The 19,683-nt window shown below is 61.7% G+C and carries 16 protein-coding genes and 3 tRNA genes; 13 read left to right on the forward strand and 6 right to left on the reverse strand.

Features of this window, described 5'->3' with window-relative positions:
• Positions 1-67: 67 nt before the first annotated feature.
• On the forward strand, positions 68-985 hold the full coding sequence (locus tag EP837_RS01315) for a pseudouridine synthase (protein ID WP_066523874.1): 918 nt from the start codon (positions 68-70) through the stop codon (positions 983-985).
• A 59-nt stretch (positions 986-1,044) separates the two neighbouring features.
• Positions 1,045-1,584, forward strand: a complete 540-nt coding sequence (gene rsmD / locus EP837_RS01320) for a 16S rRNA (guanine(966)-N(2))-methyltransferase RsmD (RefSeq protein WP_066523875.1) — start codon at positions 1,045-1,047, stop codon at positions 1,582-1,584.
• A gap of 55 nt (positions 1,585-1,639) precedes the next feature.
• Here rsmD and EP837_RS01325 read toward each other — a convergent pair whose 3' ends face one another.
• A complete protein-coding gene (locus tag EP837_RS01325; protein WP_066528474.1) occupies positions 1,640-2,089 on the reverse strand; it encodes a globin domain-containing protein in 450 nt (149 codons plus the stop codon).
• A 114-nt stretch (positions 2,090-2,203) separates the two neighbouring features.
• On the opposite strand from EP837_RS01325, the gene EP837_RS01330 reads away from it, so the two are divergent.
• Positions 2,204-2,692: an RrF2 family transcriptional regulator gene (locus EP837_RS01330; RefSeq protein WP_066523876.1), complete on the forward strand. Its 489-nt coding sequence runs from the start codon at positions 2,204-2,206 to the stop codon at positions 2,690-2,692.
• Positions 2,693-3,230: 538 nt separating this feature from the next.
• Here EP837_RS01330 and EP837_RS20350 read toward each other — a convergent pair.
• Complete coding sequence (locus EP837_RS20350; protein ID WP_082919524.1) at positions 3,231-3,626, reverse strand: GFA family protein; 396 nt, start codon at positions 3,624-3,626, stop codon at positions 3,231-3,233.
• Positions 3,627-3,728: 102 nt separating this feature from the next.
• On the opposite strand from EP837_RS20350, the gene EP837_RS01340 reads away from it, so the two are divergent.
• Entirely contained in the window at positions 3,729-6,005 is a 2,277-nt protein-coding gene (locus EP837_RS01340) for an ATP-dependent helicase (protein ID WP_066523878.1), read from the forward strand.
• 286 nt (positions 6,006-6,291) lie between these two features.
• Complete coding sequence (locus tag EP837_RS01345) at positions 6,292-6,717, forward strand: hypothetical protein (RefSeq protein ID WP_156518356.1); 426 nt, start codon at positions 6,292-6,294, stop codon at positions 6,715-6,717.
• 150 nt (positions 6,718-6,867) lie between these two features.
• Here the strand turns inward: EP837_RS01345 and EP837_RS01350 are convergent.
• The 3 genes from EP837_RS01350 to EP837_RS01360 all read right to left on the reverse strand — a co-directional run bounded on the left by EP837_RS01350 (position 6,868) and on the right by EP837_RS01360 (position 7,637).
• A tRNA-Ala gene (locus tag EP837_RS01350) sits at positions 6,868-6,943 on the reverse strand.
• 194 nt (positions 6,944-7,137) lie between these two features.
• Positions 7,138-7,213 (reverse strand) — tRNA-Ala (locus EP837_RS01355).
• An 88-nt stretch (positions 7,214-7,301) separates the two neighbouring features.
• A complete protein-coding gene (locus tag EP837_RS01360; protein WP_066523880.1) occupies positions 7,302-7,637 on the reverse strand; it encodes a TIGR02300 family protein in 336 nt (111 codons plus the stop codon).
• Between the two features lie 180 nt (positions 7,638-7,817).
• On the opposite strand from EP837_RS01360, the gene aroA reads away from it, so the two are divergent.
• The 7 genes from aroA (at position 7,818) to EP837_RS01395 (ending at position 14,327) form a co-directional block, all read left to right on the forward strand.
• Positions 7,818-9,128 carry a 3-phosphoshikimate 1-carboxyvinyltransferase gene (gene aroA / locus EP837_RS01365; protein WP_197486294.1) on the forward strand — a complete coding sequence of 437 codons (1,311 nt, stop codon included), beginning with the start codon at positions 7,818-7,820 and terminating at the stop codon, positions 9,126-9,128.
• Positions 9,125-9,376, forward strand: a complete 252-nt coding sequence (locus EP837_RS01370; RefSeq protein ID WP_066523882.1) for a CBU_0592 family membrane protein — start codon at positions 9,125-9,127, stop codon at positions 9,374-9,376. Before aroA ends, EP837_RS01370 begins: the two co-directional genes overlap by 4 nt.
• The gene (gene cmk, locus EP837_RS01375; protein WP_066523883.1) at positions 9,373-10,008 is read left to right on the forward strand and encodes a (d)CMP kinase; all 636 of its coding nucleotides are present in this window, start codon (positions 9,373-9,375) and stop codon (positions 10,006-10,008) included. Before EP837_RS01370 ends, cmk begins: the two co-directional genes overlap by 4 nt.
• A 171-nt stretch (positions 10,009-10,179) precedes the next feature.
• The gene (gene rpsA, locus EP837_RS01380) at positions 10,180-11,892 is read left to right on the forward strand and encodes a 30S ribosomal protein S1 (protein WP_066523884.1); all 1,713 of its coding nucleotides are present in this window, start codon (positions 10,180-10,182) and stop codon (positions 11,890-11,892) included.
• Between the two features lie 164 nt (positions 11,893-12,056).
• Positions 12,057-12,344 carry an integration host factor subunit beta gene (locus EP837_RS01385; protein WP_066523885.1) on the forward strand — a complete coding sequence of 96 codons (288 nt, stop codon included), beginning with the start codon at positions 12,057-12,059 and terminating at the stop codon, positions 12,342-12,344.
• Positions 12,345-12,395: 51 nt separating this feature from the next.
• Positions 12,396-12,481, forward strand: a tRNA-Leu gene (locus tag EP837_RS01390).
• Between the two features lie 61 nt (positions 12,482-12,542).
• A complete protein-coding gene (locus tag EP837_RS01395) occupies positions 12,543-14,327 on the forward strand; it encodes a cation:proton antiporter domain-containing protein (RefSeq protein WP_066523886.1) in 1,785 nt (594 codons plus the stop codon).
• Between the two features lie 240 nt (positions 14,328-14,567).
• Here the strand turns inward: EP837_RS01395 and alaS are convergent, their stop codons facing one another.
• Positions 14,568-17,222 carry an alanine--tRNA ligase gene (gene alaS / locus EP837_RS01400; protein WP_066523887.1) on the reverse strand — a complete coding sequence of 885 codons (2,655 nt, stop codon included), beginning with the start codon at positions 17,220-17,222 and terminating at the stop codon, positions 14,568-14,570.
• Positions 17,223-17,385: 163 nt separating this feature from the next.
• Between alaS and EP837_RS01405 the strand changes: the two genes are divergently transcribed.
• Positions 17,386-19,653 (forward strand): NADP-dependent malic enzyme, encoded by a 2,268-nt coding sequence (locus EP837_RS01405; protein WP_066523888.1) that lies wholly within the window; start codon positions 17,386-17,388, stop codon positions 19,651-19,653.
• The last annotated feature ends 30 nt before the right edge of the window (positions 19,654-19,683 follow it).

Genomic DNA, 19,683 nt, shown 5'->3' on the forward strand with positions numbered 1-19,683 from the left:
ACTATTCGTCATTTAAACGGCATTCCTGATATGGGAATGCCCTCGCTTCGTTAAAAGGAACCGCCGCGTGGAGCCGCCGAAAAAATCTGGACCGCCCCGCCGGGCAGGACCTGGTGGTCCCCGACGCCCTGCCGATGGCAAGCCCGCCAACGGCCCGCGCTCCGCCCGCCCGCCGTTTCGAAAGGCGAAAGCGGCTCCGGCCAAGCCCGCCAATCCTCACCCTGCACGCGCTGCGGCGGCGGCCAGCGGCAAGAATGAGCCGCAACGCATCGCCAAGCTGCTTGCCCGCGCGGGCGTCGCCTCGCGCCGCGAGATCGAGCGGATGATCGAGGATGGCCGGGTGACCTTGGATGGAGAGGCGATCACCACGCCCGCCACGCTGCTGACATCGCTCAACGGCATCGCGGTCGATGGCAATCCCGTGGCGCAGCCCGCACCCACGCGCCTGTTCCTCTTCCACAAGCCGTCGGGCTATCTCACGACAGAACGCGATCCGCGCGGCCGTCCGACCATCTATGACCGGCTGCCCGCCGACTTGCCCCGCCTCATGCCGATCGGGCGGCTCGATATGACGACCGAAGGGCTGCTACTCCTCACCACTGACGGCGAATTCAAGCGCCAGATGGAACTGCCCGCCACCGGCGTTCCCCGGACCTATCGCGCCCGCGCCTTCGGAGAGGTCAGTCAGGCCCAGCTTGAGGATCTGTTCATGGGCATAGAGATTGATGGCATCCGCTATGGTCAGATCGAAGCCAATCTGGAGCGCCGCACCGGCCGCAACCAGTGGATCGAAATGACGCTGACGGAAGGGAAAAACCGCGAAGTGCGGCGCGTCCTTGAGCATCTCGGGCTCCAGGTGAACCGCCTCATTCGAACCAGCTACGGCCCCTTCCATCTAGACGAACTCGCCTCCGGAGCGGTGGAAGAGGTGCGGCAGCATGACCTGGTCGTCTTCCGCAAGAGCCTTAAAACCCCGCAGCCATAACTTCTCCCCTTCGCCCCGAGCTTGTCGAGGGGCTCCACTTCTTCTGCACGGATGCCGCCATGAGAATAATCGCAGGCCAATGGCGAGGCCGCCCACTTGTCGCCCCGAAAGGCGACGCCACCCGTCCCACTGCCGACCGGACGCGCGAAACCCTCTTCTCCATGCTGCTAAGCCGCCTCGGCTCCTTTGAAGGGCTTAGCGTGGGCGATTTCTTTGCGGGCTCCGGGGCGCTGGGCTTTGAAGCCTTGTCCCGTGGCGCAGCAAGCTGCCTCTTCGTGGAACAGGATCGCGCAGCGCTGGACGCGATCCGCGCCAATGGCGAAAAACTGGGGGTCCGCCCCGACATCCGCCAGAGCAGCGTCCTCTCGCTCGGTCCGGCGCCTAAGCCGCTCGACCTCATCTTCATGGACCCGCCCTATAATAGCGGGGCAGGCGCAGTGGCGCTCGACAAGCTCAGCCGCCTTGGCTGGACCAGCGCCGCCACTTGGATCAGCATAGAAACCGATCGCCGGGAGGATGTGGAGGTCAAAGGCTTCGCCATTGACGCCAACCGTGATGTAGGAAAAGCGCGCCTGACGCTCCTCCGGGCCGAACCTTAAAGCTCCCCTCCCGCAAGCGGGAGGGGCCAGGGGTGGGCTCGCCTCCGCTCACAATTCAAGCAGCCTCGGCATCCTCATAAGCCTGCGCCTCCTTGCCGATCAAAATCTCGGCCAGAAACCAATAGGCTTTGCCCCAGGCGTTCAGCACCGCATCGGTCGCGACCTCTTCACCCAGCACATCGCGGATGGCAGGCAGCAGCGCCTCGGCGACCTTGGGATAATGCTCCGCCTTGACGCCAGTCTCCACATGCCGCTGCACCATCCGTGCGACCGCGCCCTGCAGCGCCTGCAGCTTGTCGATATTTTCGGCATAGCCCAGGATCGCGGCAGCCAGCCGCTTCGGCTGCTCGCCGCTGTCCTGCGCGCCCTGATCGAACATGTCCTTGATCGACGGGTCCTGGAAAAGCCGCTTGTACATCGCAGTGGTGATCTCGACCCCATGGCTACGCAGCGCCGGAGCGGTTGCCTTGACGATCGCGATGGTTTCAGCGCTGAGCTGGCTCATGATGCACCCCTTTTGGTTGAAGACTCGATAAAGGTGCATTTATTTTGCATGTTTGGACATGTAAATAGAATATATGTTTGATCCCTCAACTTCATTCTTTTAACGCATTCCCTCATGCAATTGACCCGCCACACCGATTACGCCCTCCGCGTCCTCATCCACTTGGCGGTATCGCCCACGGGCCGCGCGACCATCTCGGAAATCGCCGACAGCTACAGCCTTTCACGCAATCATCTCATGAAAGTAGTCCATCATCTGGGCCAAGGCCGTTTCATCACGACCCAGCGGGGCCGCGGCGGCGGCTTCATCCTAGCGCGCCCGCCCGAGGCGATCATGCTCGGCGAAGTAATCCGTCATACCGAAACAGACATGAACCTCGCGGACTGCGGCGGATGCGCGCTTCGTCCCGCGTGCGGCCTTTCCGGCATATTGAAGGCGGCAACCGCCGCCTTTCTCTCCGTGCTCGACCAACACAGCCTAGCCGATGCCGCACGCGACAAGGCCGGGCTCGCGGCACTTATCGCCGCGCTGCCCGGCCCCGCCTCGTTAGCTAGCGATGCCTGCGCGAAGCCCGCTTCGAACGCGGCGCTTCACCAGGATTGATGCAGCTGTCCTGCACTGTCCTGCTGCATAACGGATAGTCCTTACCGCCTGCCGGCGGAGGGGTCATATTCCCGCCAACTGTTACTGGATTGGCCGAACTGCCAACCGGGGCTGTCGGGTCAGTGGGCACACCAGCAGGGGCGGGCGTCATGCCTGTACTCGGCGGAACCGCCCCGGTTGATTGACCCGCGTTCGGGTCAGCTGGAGTAGCCGGTGCTGCGGGGGTCGCAGCCTCACCGGGTTCACCTGGTGTAGCGGGCGTTGCAGGAACCGCAGGGTCTCCTGGTGGCGCTGTGTTGGTTGCGGGGGGTTGCCCCACGCTACCTGGCGCACCTTGAGCGATCGCAATCCCGGCAGCGCCCGTGCCAAAGGCCAGCATCGCGGCGCCTGCAAGCATGATCGATTTCATCGGGTCATCCTTTCCTGTTCGTCACCCCGTTCTGCCTCTTGGCTGGTGAAGAACAGCATCGGTGACGCACGCGTTCCGATATCGGCGACGAACCGTTGCTTAGCTGCCATCAGGCGATTGCTCCATCCCTCAACCTTCTGGATAGCGTTCAAACCGGGGAAGTTTGTGGACCGACCCCATCCAAGGTGCGGCCTCAGCCCATTGCACATGAACAGAAGGAGGGAAGATCGACGGGTCGTCGAGCGTAGCCGTCTGAATATCGACCATAGCGGGAAAGGCGGCGGGGTTACGGTAAAAGAGCCCCGTGCCACAATCCGCGCAGAATTGCCGGGTAGCATTTTCCGATGACCGATACGCTTTCGGTTCTCCCTTCACCTTGACCTTATCTTCACGAAACAACGCCCATCCGACCATCGGCGCGCCGGCGCTCCTACGACAGTCAGAACAATGGCAGAGCGCACTGTAAACCGGTTCACCCTGCACCTCGAACTGGATGGCTCCACATTGACACCGTCCCGTCGCCATGACCTTTCTCCTTGCGCTATTCGCCTTTTGTTCTCATAGATCAGACTAACCTGCAAGGGCGTGGCTCTTGCTCCGCTGCACCTTGCTCCCTAGTTGTTGACCATGACTCTGCCCGCCCCTTCGCCCGATGATCCTGCCTATCTTCGGGGTCTCAACGCTCCGCAGCGAGAGGCCGTGCTCACGACCGAAGGGCCGGTGCTGGTGCTTGCGGGCGCGGGCACTGGCAAGACTGCTGCACTGACGGCACGCTTGGCGCATCTTATCGCGACCCGCCGCTCTTACCCTTCTGAAATCCTGGCCGTCACCTTCACCAACAAGGCCGCCCGAGAGATGCGCGAGCGCGTCGGGCGGATGATCGGTCCCGCGGTAGAGGGCATGCCATGGCTGGGCACTTTTCACGCCATCGCCGCCAAGATGCTGCGCCGTCATGCCGAACTGGTGGGCCTCCAATCCAACTTCACCATCCTGGATACGGATGACCAACTCCGGTTGATGAAGCAGTTGATCCAGGCTGAAGGGATTGATGAGAAGCGGTGGCCCGCTCGTCAGCTTGGTGGTTTGATCGACCAATGGAAAAACAAGGGGCTAACGCCCGAGGAGATTGGCGCCGGAGAGAGCGAGGCATATGCCAACGGGCGCGGACAGAAGCTGTATGCTGCCTATCAGGCGCGGCTCCGCGATGTGAACGCCTGCGATTTCGGCGACCTCCTGCTCCATGTCCTGACGATTTTAAAGCGTCATCGCGATGTGCTGGAAAGCTATCAGCAACGGTTCCGTTACGTGATGGTCGATGAATATCAGGATACGAACAGCAGCCAGTATCTCTGGCTTCGGCTGCTGGCTCAACAGCGCAAGAATATTTGCTGCGTGGGGGACGACGACCAGTCCATCTATTCCTGGCGCGGCGCAGAGGTCGCCAACATATTGCGCTTCGAAAAGGATTTCCCGGGCGCGAAGATCGTCCGCCTCGAACAGAATTACCGATCGACCCCCCACATCCTCGGCGCGGCTTCGGGTGTCATTGCGGAGAATGGCAACCGGCTCGGGAAAACTCTCTGGACCGACATCGACATTGGGGAGAAGGTTCGCATCATCGGGGTTTGGGATGGCCCGGAGGAAGCTCGTCGTGTCGGCGACGAAATCGAAACCATCGAACGATCAGGCCAGTCGCTCGATGAGGTCGCGATCCTTGTAAGAGCGCAGCATCAGACGCGGGAGTTCGAAGACCGATTTATCCAGATCGGCCTGCCCTATCGGATCGTGGGCGGCTTTCGTTTCTATGAACGTGCGGAAATTCGCGACGCCCTGGCCTATCTGCGACTCGTCAATCAGCCCGCCGACGATCTGGCGTTCGAAAGGATCGTCAACGTCCCCAAGCGCGGTTTGGGTGACAAGGCTGTCGAAAAGCTCCACCGCCTCGCGCGAGCCGAGGGCATTCCCCTGGCACTTGCGGCCGCCCGCATCCTCGACACGGACGAAATGACGCCGCAGGCCCGCCGCAGCCTCGGCGCGTTTATCGGCGACCTTGCGCGTTGGCGCGACCGTGCTGCCCAGCTTCCTCATGCTGAACTGGCCCGCCAGATCCTGGACGAAAGCGGCTACACCGCCATGCTTCAGGCAGAGCGCACGGCCGAAAGCGCGGGCCGCTTGGAGAATCTCAACGAACTTGCCCGCGCGATGGAGGAATATGAAACGCTGGGGGCGTTCCTAGAGCATGTGTCGCTGGTCATGGACAATGACGCTCAAGCTGAAGAGCGCAAGATCACGATTATGACCATCCACGCCGCTAAGGGGCTGGAGTTCGACACCGTGTTCCTCGCGGGTTGGGAAGAGGGCATTTTCCCCTCTCAGCGAGCGCTCGACGAAGGTGGCCTCAACAGCTTGGAAGAAGAGCGGCGCCTCGCCTATGTCGCAATCACGCGCGCCCGGAAGCTGTGCATCATCCTTCACGCCGCCAACCGTCGTATCTATGGGCAATGGACCAGTTCCATCCCTTCCAGATTCGTTGGTGAGTTGCCGCCCGAACATGTCGAAGAAGAAAGCAGCATGGCTGGTGGCGCGTCGCTCTGGCGAGCAAACTGGTCGGAGCGGGCAGATCCCTTCGCCAATGTTCAGCGCGGCTCCGGGCGTGGTCCCGGCTGGCAGCGGGCGCAACAAAGCGGTCAATTCACTCGCGAACCTTTACGCATCGTCGAAGCCCGCTCCTCGGCCGTGTCACTCGGAAATAAGGGGCGGGACGATATGAGCGTCGGCCTACGCATTTTCCACCAGAAGTTCGGCTATGGGACTGTGGCGGAGATCGAGGGCAACAAGTTGGAGATCGATTTCGAAACCGCAGGCCGCAAGCGCGTGATGGATAGCTTTGTCCAGCCCGCTTGATAGCGGGCCGTTCGTTGACGCGGTACAGGTCCAGGCGTAATCTCGTCACGCAAGTCGCCGCTTGATGACGCGATCAGGCGGAAAGGATGTTGCGATGATCTGCTTCGCATTCCGCTCCTCCTGTTTTAGGCCGCTGGCTGTCTGCCTGATGCTTATCTTTCTGTTCGAAGCAAATGCCGGATCTGCCCAATCCATAATACTCCCGGAAGGGCTGACGATTACCCTGGAGACGCGGCAGGATGTGTCCTCAAAGTCGACGAAGGAAGGCCAATCAATAGATCTAGCAGTGACCAAGCCCGTCGTGATCGGCGGCGTGACTGTTATTGCCGCCGGAACCCCTGTCATCGGCGAAGTGATGCGGGCAAGTGACAATGGCCTGCTCGGCCGATCCGGGAAGCTCAATATCCGCGTGAGCAGGGTGAGGGCCGGTCAGCAAGATGTGGCGGTGCGCGGAGAGCGCAATGTCGAGGGGAAATCCGGCACGCTCAACTCGGTTGGCGCAGGCATCGTTTTTCTCCCATTGGCCATTCTTGTACGCGGCAAGGATGTGCCATTGCCGGCTGGCACCACTTTTGACGTCTATGTCGATAAGGAGATCGCTATCGCTACCACCGGACCGGCGAGCATGAACATGGGCGCCAACCCCTCACCACCCCCGCCCGAGTCGAACGTGATTAGAGCTATAGACCCTAATGAAGCCCTCACGCCCTAATGTGCGGCGAATGCGGCAGCGTGATTTGCAAAGCTCGACCTACCACCCGGCAGCAGGTGATTGAACAGGCATAGGCACAATAACGCCAGACACCTCGCTTCCGGACCGCATGTTTCCACGGCATCCGCAACTATATCTCTGTCGGATATATGGTGGAGCCTAGCGGGATCGAACCGCTGACCTCCTGCATGCCATGCAGGCGCTCTCCCAGCTGAGCTAAGGCCCCATCATGGAGCGACATCATACCGCGTCCTAATGGATCAGGCCATGACCGGTATCAGGACCGTCGGCCAATGTCTGGACCGTCACGCAGCATCTGGAAGTGTCGATCAAGGTTGCCTGCAACCTCCCCACACCCCTCGCTTGCGATCAGACGTTTTACCGGAAGCCATCCGCGGGACGGCTCAACTCCGGCAAAACTGGTGGAGCCTAGCGGGATCGAACCGCTGACCTCCTGCATGCCATGCAGGCGCTCTCCCAGCTGAGCTAAGGCCCCGTTTCCAGTGTCGGCGCCGTTTGGGTCCGGCGCCTCGGAGGTCGCTGCCATTAGGTGGCAGCTTCCTCCTTGGCAAGCAGAAAATTACTTAATTGTCGTCGTCGCCGTCATTGCCGCCAGCATCGACACCCAAGTCGTCGTCACCGCCCAGATCGACATCGTTGTCCGGCGAATCCCCATCGTCATCGACATCCAGATCCAAGTCCAGATCGTCGTCCGCCGCCTCCATCTCGCCGTCGGCCGTCTCGATGACCTTCTTCGGTGCTTCTTCATAAGGCAGCGGCTGCTTCGACTTCAGCACCGGCTCGGGTTCCCAGGCGGTGCCGCAGTTGATGCAGGTAACCGGGTCATCCTTGCCCAGGTCATAGAAGCGCGTCGCACATTTCGGGCAGCTACGCTTCGTGCCCCATTCAGCCTTGACCATGTCCGGGCTTGTCCTTCTTACGAGTGGCTTAAACAGAAATCACGCGGCACGACTATGTCGCCCGCGAAGCGACGCGCGCCTTGCCATAGCGGAACCGCGCTGTCAAAAGCCGGGCGCAATTTTTCAGTTCCCTGACAATCGGATTTCACAGTGACCTCTTCTTCCGATCAACCTCGTTCCATGACGTTTGGAAGCGCGCCGCCGTTATCGGGAAGCATCAACGTGCCGGGCGACAAGAGCATTTCGCACCGATCGCTGATGCTTTCGGCGCTCGCCATAGGGGAAAGCCGCGTGGAAGGTTTGCTGGAGGGCGAGGACGTCCTCGCGACCGCTGCAGCGATGCGCGCCATGGGGGCGCAGATCAGCCGGGACGAGGACGGGATCTGTCATATTCGCGGGGTGGGCGTCGGCGGTTTGCTGCAGCCGCAATCGGCGCTGGACATGGGAAATAGCGGCACATCGACGCGCCTGTTGATGGGCCTGATCGCTAGCCATGCAATCACCGCGACATTTGTGGGTGACGCCTCGCTCAGCAAACGCCCGATGGCCAGGGTCACCGAACCGCTTTCCCGCATGGGCGCAAGTTTCACCACCAGTCCGGGCGACCGACTTCCACTCACCATGAAGGGCGCTTGCCCGGCTGTTCCGCTGGACTATCGCCTCCCGGTCGCCTCCGCGCAGGTCAAGTCCGCGATTCTGCTGGCAGGTCTGAACGCACCAGGCATCACCCGGATCGTGGAGCCGATCCCCACCCGAGATCATAGTGAACGGATGCTGAAGGGCTTCGGCGCAGACCTCAGCGTGGAAATGGACGCCGATGGCACCCGCTTCATCACTCTCAAGGGCGAAGCTGAACTCCGCCCGCAGTCGATCGTCGTTCCCGGTGACCCGTCCTCGGCAGCCTTCCCTATGGTTGCTGCACTTCTGGTGCCAGGATCGAAGATCACGATCGCCAATGTCGGCCTCAACACAACCCGCGCCGGCCTTATCGACCTGCTGCGGGAAATGGGCGGCGATATCGTCATAGAAAATCCGCGCGAAGTCGGCGGCGAACCAGTGGGCGACCTCGTTCTAACCGCCTCGTCCCTGAAGGGGGTCGAGCCCGACCCAGCGCGCGCGCCTTCGATGATCGACGAATATCCCGTGGCCTTCATTGCCGCCGCCTTCGCGGAGGGCCGCAGCACCTTCCGCGGCCTGGAAGAATTGCGAGTCAAGGAGTCGGATCGCATCGCGACCATGGCGGCTGGCCTTCGCGCCATTGGAGTCACGGTGGAAGAACTGGAGGACGGCATTATCATCGAAGGCAGCGGCGGCACCCTCCTGCCAGGCGGCGGCCCGATCGCCACGAAGCTTGACCACCGCATCGCGATGAGCTTCGCGGTCGCCGGCCTGATTTCGAAAACCGGTATCACCATCGACGACATGCGCCCCGTGGCGACAAGCTTCCCCGGTTTCACCGCTCTTCTGCAGTCGATCGGCGCGATCCCATGACTTTCGACCCCGCCAACGTCATAGGCTTGAGCGGCAGCGGCCTGATGGTCATCGCCTACGCCTATAGCAACATGGCGAAGCAACTGAATTTCACGTTCTTCAACCTGCTGAACCTGATTGGCTCACTACTTCTGATTTATTCGCTGACGGTTCATTTCAACGTCGCGTCGATGGCACTCGAAGTCGTCTGGGCCGTCATTGCACTCATCGGCCTCGACAAGGCGCTGAGGAAAGGCAAAGCATCATGATCATCGCCGTCGATGGGCCCGCCGCGTCAGGGAAGGGTACGATCGCCAAGGCCCTTGGACGCCATTATGGCCTGCCCGTGCTCGACACCGGCCTACTATACCGCGCAGTGGGCCTGGCGGTCCTGAAGACCGGCGGCGACCCGGATCATGAAGCCGATGCCCTGGCCGCTTGTACCTTCAAAAATGACGTCCTCAGCGAACCTGCGTTGAGGAGCGAAGCCGTCGGCTCGCTGGCCTCCCGCGTTTCCATCCACCAAAGCGTCCGTCAGGCCCTTGTTAAGCGTCAGCGCGACTTTGCCACACAGCCTGGCGGCGCGATTCTCGATGGCCGTGACATCGCCACAGTTATAGCGCCTGATGCCGACGCCAAGATTTTCGTGACCGCCAGCGTCCATGTGCGCGCGCAACGTCGCTATGATGATGCCCTGTCCCACGGCGGTCACCCTGACATGGACAGCTTGATCGCCGATATTCAGGCGCGTGATACCCGCGACATGAGTCGGGACCATGCTCCGCTTCGCGTAGCGGACGGCGCGGACTTGCTCGACACCAGTAATTTGACTATAGACGCCGCCGTCCAGCAGGCCATTGCACTGGTGGACGCCCAGTTGGAACGTCGGCGACAAGCCTGACGCGATGACGGCGCTTGGGAATCCCAGGCGCCCTTTTCGCTTATCCTCGGGGCGTCGCCCGTCATCGGTCGAACGGATGTTCGCGCGGCAATCCGGCCGTACGGGCGCTTTGGCCTGAAAGACCACCGGACACAACCGGTAGGCCAGCAATGATGAGTGAAGGAAACTACCATGGCCTCTACGGCATTCCCCTCGCGCGACGATTTCGCCGCCCTTCTCAATGATTCTCTCGGTGGCGAGGACGGCGGCTTCGAAGGCCGCGTCGTAAAGGGCACCGTTACCGGCATCGAAAACGACATGGCGTTGATCGACGTCGGCCTGAAGTCGGAAGGCCGCGTGCCGCTGCGCGAATTCGCCGCGCCGGGCCAGAAGGCTGACCTCAAGGTCGGTGACGAAGTCGAAGTCTATGTCGATCGCGTCGAAAACGCCCATGGCGAAGCGATGCTGTCGCGCGACCGCGCGCGCCGCGAAGCCGCCTGGGACAAGCTGGAATCCGAATTCACCGAAAATGCTCGCGTCGAAGGCGTCATCTTCGGCCGCGTCAAGGGTGGCTTCACCGTCGATCTCGACGGCGCCGTGGCATTCCTGCCCGGTTCGCAGGTCGATATTCGCCCGGTTCGCGACGTCACCCCGCTGATGGACATTCCCCAGCCTTTCCAGATCCTCAAGATGGATCGCCGCCGCGGCAACATCGTCGTGTCGCGCCGCGCCATCCTGGAAGAAACCCGCGCCGAACAGCGCAGCGGCCTCATCCAGACGCTGGCCGAGGGTCAAATCATCGAAGGCGTCGTCAAGAACATCACCGATTACGGTGCGTTCGTTGACCTGGGCGGCATCGACGGCCTGCTGCACGTCACAGACCTCAGCTACAAGCGGATCAACCATCCGAATGAGATGATCAACATCGGCGACACCGTCCGTGTCCAGATCATCCGCATCAACCGCGACACCCAGCGCATCAGCCTTGGCATGAAGCAGCTGGAAAGCGATCCGTGGGAAGGCGCCGCCGCCAAGTACCCGGTCGGTGCGAAGCTGTCGGGCCGCGTCACGAACATCACCGAATATGGTGCGTTCGTCGAACTGGAGCCGGGCATCGAAGGTCTGGTTCACGTTTCGGAAATGTCCTGGACCAAGAAGAACGTCCACCCTGGCAAGATCGTTTCGACCAGCCAGGAAGTCGATGTCATCGTTCTGGAAGTCGATCCCGAGAAGCGCCGCATCTCGCTCGGCCTTAAGCAGGCCCAGAACAATCCCTGGGACAGCTTTGCAGAACGTCACCCGATCGGCTCGACCGTCGAGGGCGAAGTCAAGAACGCGACCGAGTTCGGCCTGTTCATCGGGCTGGACGGCGACGTGGACGGCATGGTCCACATGTCGGACATCGCCTGGGGCATTTCGGGCGAAGACGCGCTGGCGCTGCACCGCAAGGGCGAAACGGTTCAGGCCGTCGTTCTCGACATCGACGTCGAGAAGGAGCGCATCAGCCTCGGCATGAAGCAGCTTGAGCGTGGCGGCCCGGCCGCTGGCGGCACCGCTGCGGCGGCTGCTGGCCTGGCCAAGAACTCGGTCGTCACCGTGACGGTTCTGGAAGTGCGCGACGGCGGCTTGGAAGTTCAGGCTGGCGAAGACGGCGCAGCCGGCTTCATCAAGCGCAGCGATCTTGGCCGCGACCGCGACGAACAGCGTTCCGAACGCTTCCAGGTCGGCCAGAAGTTCGACGCCATGGTCACCGGTTTCGACCGCGCCAAGAAGCCGACCTTCTCGGTCAAGGCCATGCAGATCGCCGAAGAGAAGCAGGCTGTGGCTCAGTATGGTTCGTCCGACAGCGGCGCATCGCTGGGCGACATCTTGGGTGAAGCGCTCAAGGCGAAGAACGAAGGTTAATCTCCTTAGAGATCTAACTTAAGTAATAGAGCCCGTCGGAAGTTCTTCCGGCGGGCTTTTTTAATCCCAAAATGAGAAAGCAACTACCGACATTGGATAATTGTCAGAAGGTAACGGATTCACTATGAATTAAGTGGGAACCAGAAGGGGGAGCTGGAGGACCAATGATACGCTCAGAATTGATACAGACTCTAGCAGAGGAAAATCCGGACCTCGGCCTTCAAGAGGTCGAAAGGATTGTTGACCTTTTCTTCAAAGAGATTGTGGACCGCCTTTCCAACGGTGGCAGGGTGGAGTTGCGCGGGTTTGGCGCCTTCACGACCCGCGCAAGAGATGCGCGCACAGGCCGGAATCCGCGCACGGGGGAGCAGGTGCCGGTATCCGCAAAGCGCGTTCCCTATTTCAAACCGGGCAAGGAAATGCGCGAGCGGTTGAACAGCAAAGCGCACTAAGCATCAGCGCATCTTGACCTGCGCACGCGGAAACGTCAGGGGAAGCGCCACGCGGACGTGGCGAAATCGGTAGACGCAGCGGACTTAAAATCCGCCTCCCCCTGGGAATGCGGGTTCAAGTCCCGCCGTCCGCACCAGCAAATAGGCTAGTTCCGCCGGGGGGCTGGATATTCTGCGCGCTTCCCGCAATGATAAATCATGGCCGGCGCAATCAATCCTCAAAGCTTCAGCGATTCCCTGGTTATTCTGGGGGCTGCCGGATTGGTTATCCCCGGTTTCGCGCGCTTCCGTATCAGCCCTGTGATCGGTTTCATCCTGGTAGGTCTCGCCGTGGGGCCGTCAGGGCTGGGCGCGCTCGTCGGTGAACATCCCTGGCTCTATCACGTCACCATCTCGAATAGAGAAGCGATAGAGCCATTCGCCGAACTTGGCGTCATATTGCTGCTCTTCTCAATAGGTCTGGAACTAAGTTTCCGCCGCCTGTGGACCATGCGCGCTCAAGTCTTTGGTGTTGGTGCAACCGAATTGATCGGCAGCGCAGCAATCATAGCCTTGGGTCTTTATTTGCTGCAACAGCCACTCGCCGGAGCGATCGGCCTCGGCTTGGCTCTTGCCTTGTCCTCAACGGCCGTCGTGCTGCCGATGGTGGGAACACAAAGCGCGGTTGGGAAGGCTGCTTTTGCGATGCTGCTGTTTGAGGACCTTGCGCTGGTCCCCATCATCTTCATGCTGGGTGCACTTGCGCCATCCGTCGCATCCAGTCCCGACGGTGCTTGGGGCGAATTGGCTGATACGCTGTTGAAGGGCGGGATCACTATCGCTGTCATGCTGATCCTCGGCCGGATCTTCCTCCCACACATCTTCAGCCAGGCTGCCCGCACGAAAAGTCCTGAAGTTTTTCTTGCGGCCAGCCTGCTGGTCGTGATCGTCTCCAGCATCGCTACTTCGCTCGCGGGTTTGTCGCCCATCGTCGGAGCATTGCTGGCCGGCCTGCTTATTGCCGAAACCGAATATCATGGCGAAGTGGAAGTCATGACCGCGCCGTTCAAGGGCCTTGCCCTGGGCGTCTTCCTCATCACTGTCGGCATGAGTTTGGATGTGCGGGTCATCCTGGCGAACTGGCCCAGCCTTGTGCTGGCGGTCGTGGGCGTGGTCCTCGCCAAGACCCTGGTGACAGCCGCTCTCCTGTATGTCTCTGGGGCGCGCAAGGGTGTTGCGCTGGAGGTTGGCGTACTCATGGCCAGCCCATCAGAAACGACGCTGATTGTTCTCTCTACTGCGGCCGCGGCCAAACTCATCCTGCCATCCACGGCAGCCTTCTGGCAGATCGTAACCGCGATCGGTCTCACCATCACTCCCCTTCTCGCCCGCATCGGCCATGACATAGCGCGGAGGCTGGAGATGGCGCTCGGAGAAGAGGCGCCGGAGCCGCAGCAGGAAAGCACCGAAGCCGCCGCCGTCGTGATCGGCTTCGGCCGCGTCGGTCGCATGGTGTGCGATCTGCTGCGCGTCCACAACCAGCGCTTCACGGTTGTGGAGTCCGACCCTGACGTCGTCGCCGAGGGCCGCCGGGGCGGTTATCCGATCCTCTTCGGCGATGTGTCCCGCACGGAAATGTTGGACAAGCTACGTCTTGGCCATGCGCGCGCACTGATCCTCACTATGGATGACCCGGTTCTGTCCATCCGCGTGACCAAGCGCGTGCGTGGATGGGTGCCCGATTTACCCATCATCGCTCGCGCACGCGACACGGATCATGCGGCGCAGCTCTACAGGGCGGGTGCCAGCGACGCTGTTCCAGAGACGCTGGAAAGCTCCCTACAGCTCGCCGAGACGGCGCTTGTTGACCTCGGGATCGCGATGGGGCCGGTAATCGCCTCCATTCACCAGACCCGTGAGGACCTGCGCATGGGTATCAAGGATGCCGCGCAGTTGGAAACTGCGCCGAAGCTGCGACGCTTGCGGCCCGACGAGGTGCCTTAGCAAGTGGGCCCCAGCCAACCGCTGGTTATCACGCGTCTGAGCCAGATTTTCGGATGAATCAAGGAACCGCGCGCCGCATAGCGCGGCGGCGAGGCGTAGGAGAGGATTTTTAGCCTCTTGGGTTGCGCTCACCTCCCGAGATGCCAGCTTTCGCTGGCATGACGGTATGGTAGCACATGAAGGTATGGTGGTGACGGCACTACGCCGTTCTCCTGCTTCACGGCAGGGGAACGGCGCTCGTCAGGCAGGAACCTTTGCGAGAGCGGCCTTCACCGCTTCGATCGCAGCGCTGGCCTTGTCCCCTTCGGGACCGCCGCCCTGCGCCATGTCGGGGCGACCACCGCCGCCCTTGCCGCCAAGTGCTTCAACGCCAGCGCGGACAAGGTCCACGGCGCTGATCGTGCTAACCAAGTCATCGGTTACGCCAACGGCGATGCTCGCCCGGCCATCGACCACGGCGAGGACGGCGGACACGCCGCTCCCGAGGTTCGCCTTGTTCTGATCGACCAAGCCGCGCAGTTCCTTGGGATCGAGACCCTCGATCACCTGGCCGATGAAGTTGATTGATCCAACCTGTTCAGGACCTGCCGCCTGGGCCAAGCCGCCGCCGCCAAGGGCCAGCGCCTTCTTCGCTTCAGCCAACTCGCGTTCCAGCTTGCGGCTTTGCTCGACCAGCGCGGCGATGCGTGCGGGCACTTCCTCCGGCGTCGTTTTGAGCGCGGCGGCGGATTGACGCAGGCGATCCTCGCGATCGGAAAGCCAGAGGCGCGCAGCTTCGCCGGTCAGCGCTTCGATGCGGCGAACGCCCGAAGAGACGGCACTTTCCGAGATGATCTTGAAGAGAGCGATATCGCCCGTCGCGCGGACATGAGTGCCGCCGCACAGTTCGACGGAATAGCTGTGGGCGTCGCCCTTACCCATGGAAAGCACGCGCACTTCGTCACCATATTTTTCGCCAAACAGCGCCATCGCGCCCGCCTGGATGGCGTCATCGGGCGTCATCAGGCGGGTCGTAACCGACTCATTATGACGAATCTGCTCGTTCACATCAGCTTCGATCGCGGAGATCTGGCTGTGGGTCAGCGCTTCGGGATGAGAGAAGTCGAAGCGCAGGCGATCCGGCGCGACGAGGCTACCCTTCTGCGTCACATGCGCGCCTAACTGGTGGCGCAGGGCAGCGTGCAGCAGGTGAGTGGCGCTGTGGTTGGCGCGAATGCGGTCGCGGCGGTTCACATCAACGGTGAGGTGAACCGTGTCGCCGACCTTGATGCTGCCGGCCCCGATCTTCGCCTTGTGAGCGTGCAGCCGGCCGAGCGGCTTGGAGGTATCCTCGACATCCGCGACAAGCCCCGCCTGCGAGCTGATCGTGCCAGCGTCGCCCATCTGGCCGCCACTTTCGCCATAAAAAGGCGTCTGATTTGTGATGATCGTGACCGTCTCGCCAGCTGTCGCGCTGTCGAAGTTCACACCGTCCTTGACGATCGCCAGCACCTCGCCCTCGCCCTCGGTCGAGCTGTATCCGATGAACTCGGTATTGCCTGCCTTTTCGGCGATATCGAACCAGATTTCATCCGACGCCTTTTCGCCCGAGCCCTTCCAGGCGGCGCGCGCGGCGGCTTTCTGCTCGGCCATCGCAGCGTCGAAGCCGGTCCGATCGACGCCAAGGCCCCGTGAGCGCAGCGCGTCTTCGGTCAGGTCATAAGGGAAGCCATAGGTGTCGTAGAGCTTGAACGCGGTTTCGCCGGGCAGCGTACCGCCCTCGGAAAGGTCCACAGTCGCCTCGTCGAGCAGCTTCAACCCCTTTTCCAGCGTCTGCCGGAAGCGGGTTTCCTCCCGCAGCAGCGTTTCTTCGATCAGAGGCTGGGCGCGCACCAGTTCCTGATAGGCCCCGCCCATTTCGGAAACGAGGCTGCCGACCAAACGGTGCATCAGCGGTTCCTTCGCGCCGATGATGTGCGCGTGGCGCATGGCGCGGCGCATGATGCGGCGCAGGACATAGCCGCGGCCTTCGTTCGCGGGCAGCACGCCGTCTGCGATCAGGAAGCTGGTCGAGCGCAGGTGATCCGCGATGACGCGGTGGCTGGCCTTGAACTCGCCGTCGATGGCGGTCTTGGTCAGTGCACCCGACTCTTCGATCAGCGCCTTGAAGGTGTCGGTGTCATAATTGTCATGCACGCCCTGAAGCACGGCGGCAATGCGCTCCAGCCCCATGCCGGTATCGATGCTGGGCTTGGGCAGTTCGCTGACGATCTCGTTCGCTTCCTGCTCATATTGCATGAAGACGAGGTTCCAGATCTCGACGAAGCGGTCGCCATCTTCTTCGGGGCTTCCCGGAGGACCGCCCCAGATATGATCGCCATGGTCATAGAAGATTTCCGAACAGGGACCGCAAGGACCGCTGTCGCCCATCGCCCAGAAATTATCCTTCGTCGGGATGCGGATGATCCGCTCTTCGGGCAGACCCGCAATCTTCTTCCACAGGTCGAAGGCTTCGTCGTCGGTGTGGTAAACCGTGGCGGTCAGCTTTTCCGCCGGGATGCCCCATTCCTTGGTCAGCAGGGTCCAAGCGTGAGTGATCGCCTGTTCCTTGAAATAGTCGCCAAAGCTGAAATTGCCCAGCATTTCAAAGAAAGTGTGATGGCGCGCGGTGTAGCCGACATTATCGAGGTCGTTGTGCTTGCCGCCCGCGCGGACCGACTTCTGGCTGCTAGTCGCAGTGGAATAAGGTCTTGATTCTAGGCCCGTAAAGACATTCTTGAACGGCACCATGCCCGCGTTGACGAACATCAGCGTGGGATCGTTGTGCGGCACCAGAGGCGCGGACGGAACGATGGTGTGGCCGTTAGCCCCGAAATAGTCGAGGAAAGAGCGGCGAATGTCGTTGGTCGATGTCATGCGGGCGATTTAGTGGGAAGCGCTCCAACGCACAAGCGGGGCTTTTCGTCGTATCAGCCAATCAGGTTTTCTAATCCGACCGGCAGCACGCGCGGCACGAAATGCCGCCTGTCCGTTCGCGGGCGGCATTGCTCCTATCCCAAATCAATTCTAATGCCGCTGCATGGACGACAATACCCGCCGCGCAGCCCTGGATTATCACCGCTTTCCGCAGCCGGGGAAGTTGCGGATCGAGCCAACCAAGCGCATGGTGAACCAGCGCGACTTGGCCCTGGCCTATTCCCCTGGAGTTGCGGCGCCCTGCCTGGAGATCGCCGAAGATCCCGACAAGGCGATGGAATATACCGCGCGCGGTAATCTGGTCGCGGTGATCTCCAACGGCACGGCGGTGCTGGGGCTGGGATCGATCGGCGCCCTCGCCTCCAAGCCGGTCATGGAGGGCAAGGCGGTCCTGTTCAAGAAATTCGCCGACATCGATGTATTCGATATTGAGGTGGACACGACGAACCCGGAGAAGTTCATCGAGGCCGTCGCCCTGCTGGAGCCAACCTTTGGCGGCATCAATCTGGAAGATATCAAAGCGCCGGAATGTTTCGCGATCGAGGCGGAACTGAAGAAGCGGATGAACATCCCGGTCTTTCACGACGACCAGCATGGCACAGCCATTGTCGTCGCAGCGGCGGTCCGCAATGCGCTGGTGCTGCAAGGAAAGACGCTGGCCGAAGCGCGGCTGGTCACGTCCGGCGCGGGAGCCGCTGCTCTGGCATGCGTCGATCTGCTGGTGTCCATGGGCCTGCCGGTCGAACAGGTTACCCTTACCGACAAGGATGGCGTCATACATTCGGGGCGGGAGGGCATGTTGCCCAACATGGCCCGCTACGCGCGCGACACCAACGCGCGGACGTTGCCGGAAGTGCTCCCCGGAGCGAACATCTTCCTCGGCCTGTCTGCGCCGGGCGTGTTGAAGCCGGAATGGCTGCCCTTGCTGGCGCCCAATCCCCTGATCTTCGCGCTCGCCAATCCGGAGCCTGAAATCCGGCCGGAGGTCGCGCGAGAGGCGCGGCCCGACGCCATCGTCGCGACGGGCCGGTCCGATTATCCCAACCAGGTCAACAACGTCCTGTGCTTCCCCTATATGTTCCGGGGGGCGCTGGATGCGCGAGCGACCGAGATCAACGAGACCATGAAGGCGGCAGCGGCCGAGGCGATCGCCGCCCTTGCCCGCCTGCCCGCCCATGACAGCGTTGCCCAAGCCTATGGCGGGCGCAAACTGGCTTTCGGGCCGGACTATATCATCCCCACCCCCTTCGACCCGCGCCTGATTGCGGAGATCGCCCCTGCGGTGGCGAAGGCGGCGATGGACAGCGGCGTGGCCAAGCGCTCGCTGGACCTGGACGCCTATCGCCGCTCTCTCGCGCAGCAAAATACGCGCTCGGCGCAACTGATGCTGCCCGTTTTCGAAGCGGCGCGCGGGACATGCCGCCGCATCGCTTATGGCGAGGGCGAGGACGAGCGGGTGTTGCGCGCAATCCAGGATGGCCTGGACGAAGGCATAGTTCGTCCCGTGATCGTAGCGAGGCGGCGGATACTCAAGGACAAGCTGCCCGGCCTTGGCCTGCGTTTCGAACTGGACCGAGATGTCGAGGTCGTGGATCCTGAAACCGACCATGAACTGCTGGGGGAACTGGTCGAGGCCTATCGCGCTATCGCTGCGCGCAAGGGCGTGCCCACCGCCGAACTGCTGCGTCATGTCTATCGGCGGCCTACCGTGACCGCGGCGATGCTGCTGCGCACGGGGCGGGTCGATGCTGCGCTGGTCGGCGGCAACAGCGAATATTGGGGACAGGTGGAGCATGTCCTGCGGATCATCGACCGCCGGGCGGGGCACAGTCGCATTTATGCGCTGTCGGGACTGATCCTGGATGCCGGCGCGTTGTTCATCACGGATACGCATATGGTGCCGGACCCGACGCCGGAGCAGGTTGCGGAGATGGCGGTCGCTGGTGCGACAGAGCTTCGCCACTTCGGACTTTCGCCGCGCGTCGCGCTCCTTTCCCATTCCAACTTCGGCGCATCGCACAGCCCAAGCGCGCGTAAGATGCGGACCGCGCTGCAATTGGTGCGAGCGCAGGCTCCGGACCTGACGATCGATGGTGAAATGCATGCCGACGCGGCGCTGAGCCAGTCGCTTCGCGAAAGATTGGTGCCGGATTCGCGGTTTGATGGACCTGCCAATCTTCTGGTCATGCCCAATCTGGATTCGGCAAATATTACCCTGACGGCATTGGCCGCCTCATCCAGTTCGCCCACGGTCGGGCCGATGCTGATGGGGCTCGCCCAACCTATTCATGTGCTGACCCCTGGCGTTACTGCGCGCGGTATCCTCAATCTCACCGCAATTGCGGCGGCGGAGGTCGATCGCGAAGGCTGAACTTAACCTTTTTCGTCCAAGAGGATGAAC

Source organism: Sphingobium sp. EP60837 (genome assembly GCF_001658005.1).
Lineage (GTDB): Bacteria > Pseudomonadota > Alphaproteobacteria > Sphingomonadales > Sphingomonadaceae > Sphingobium > Sphingobium tyrosinilyticum.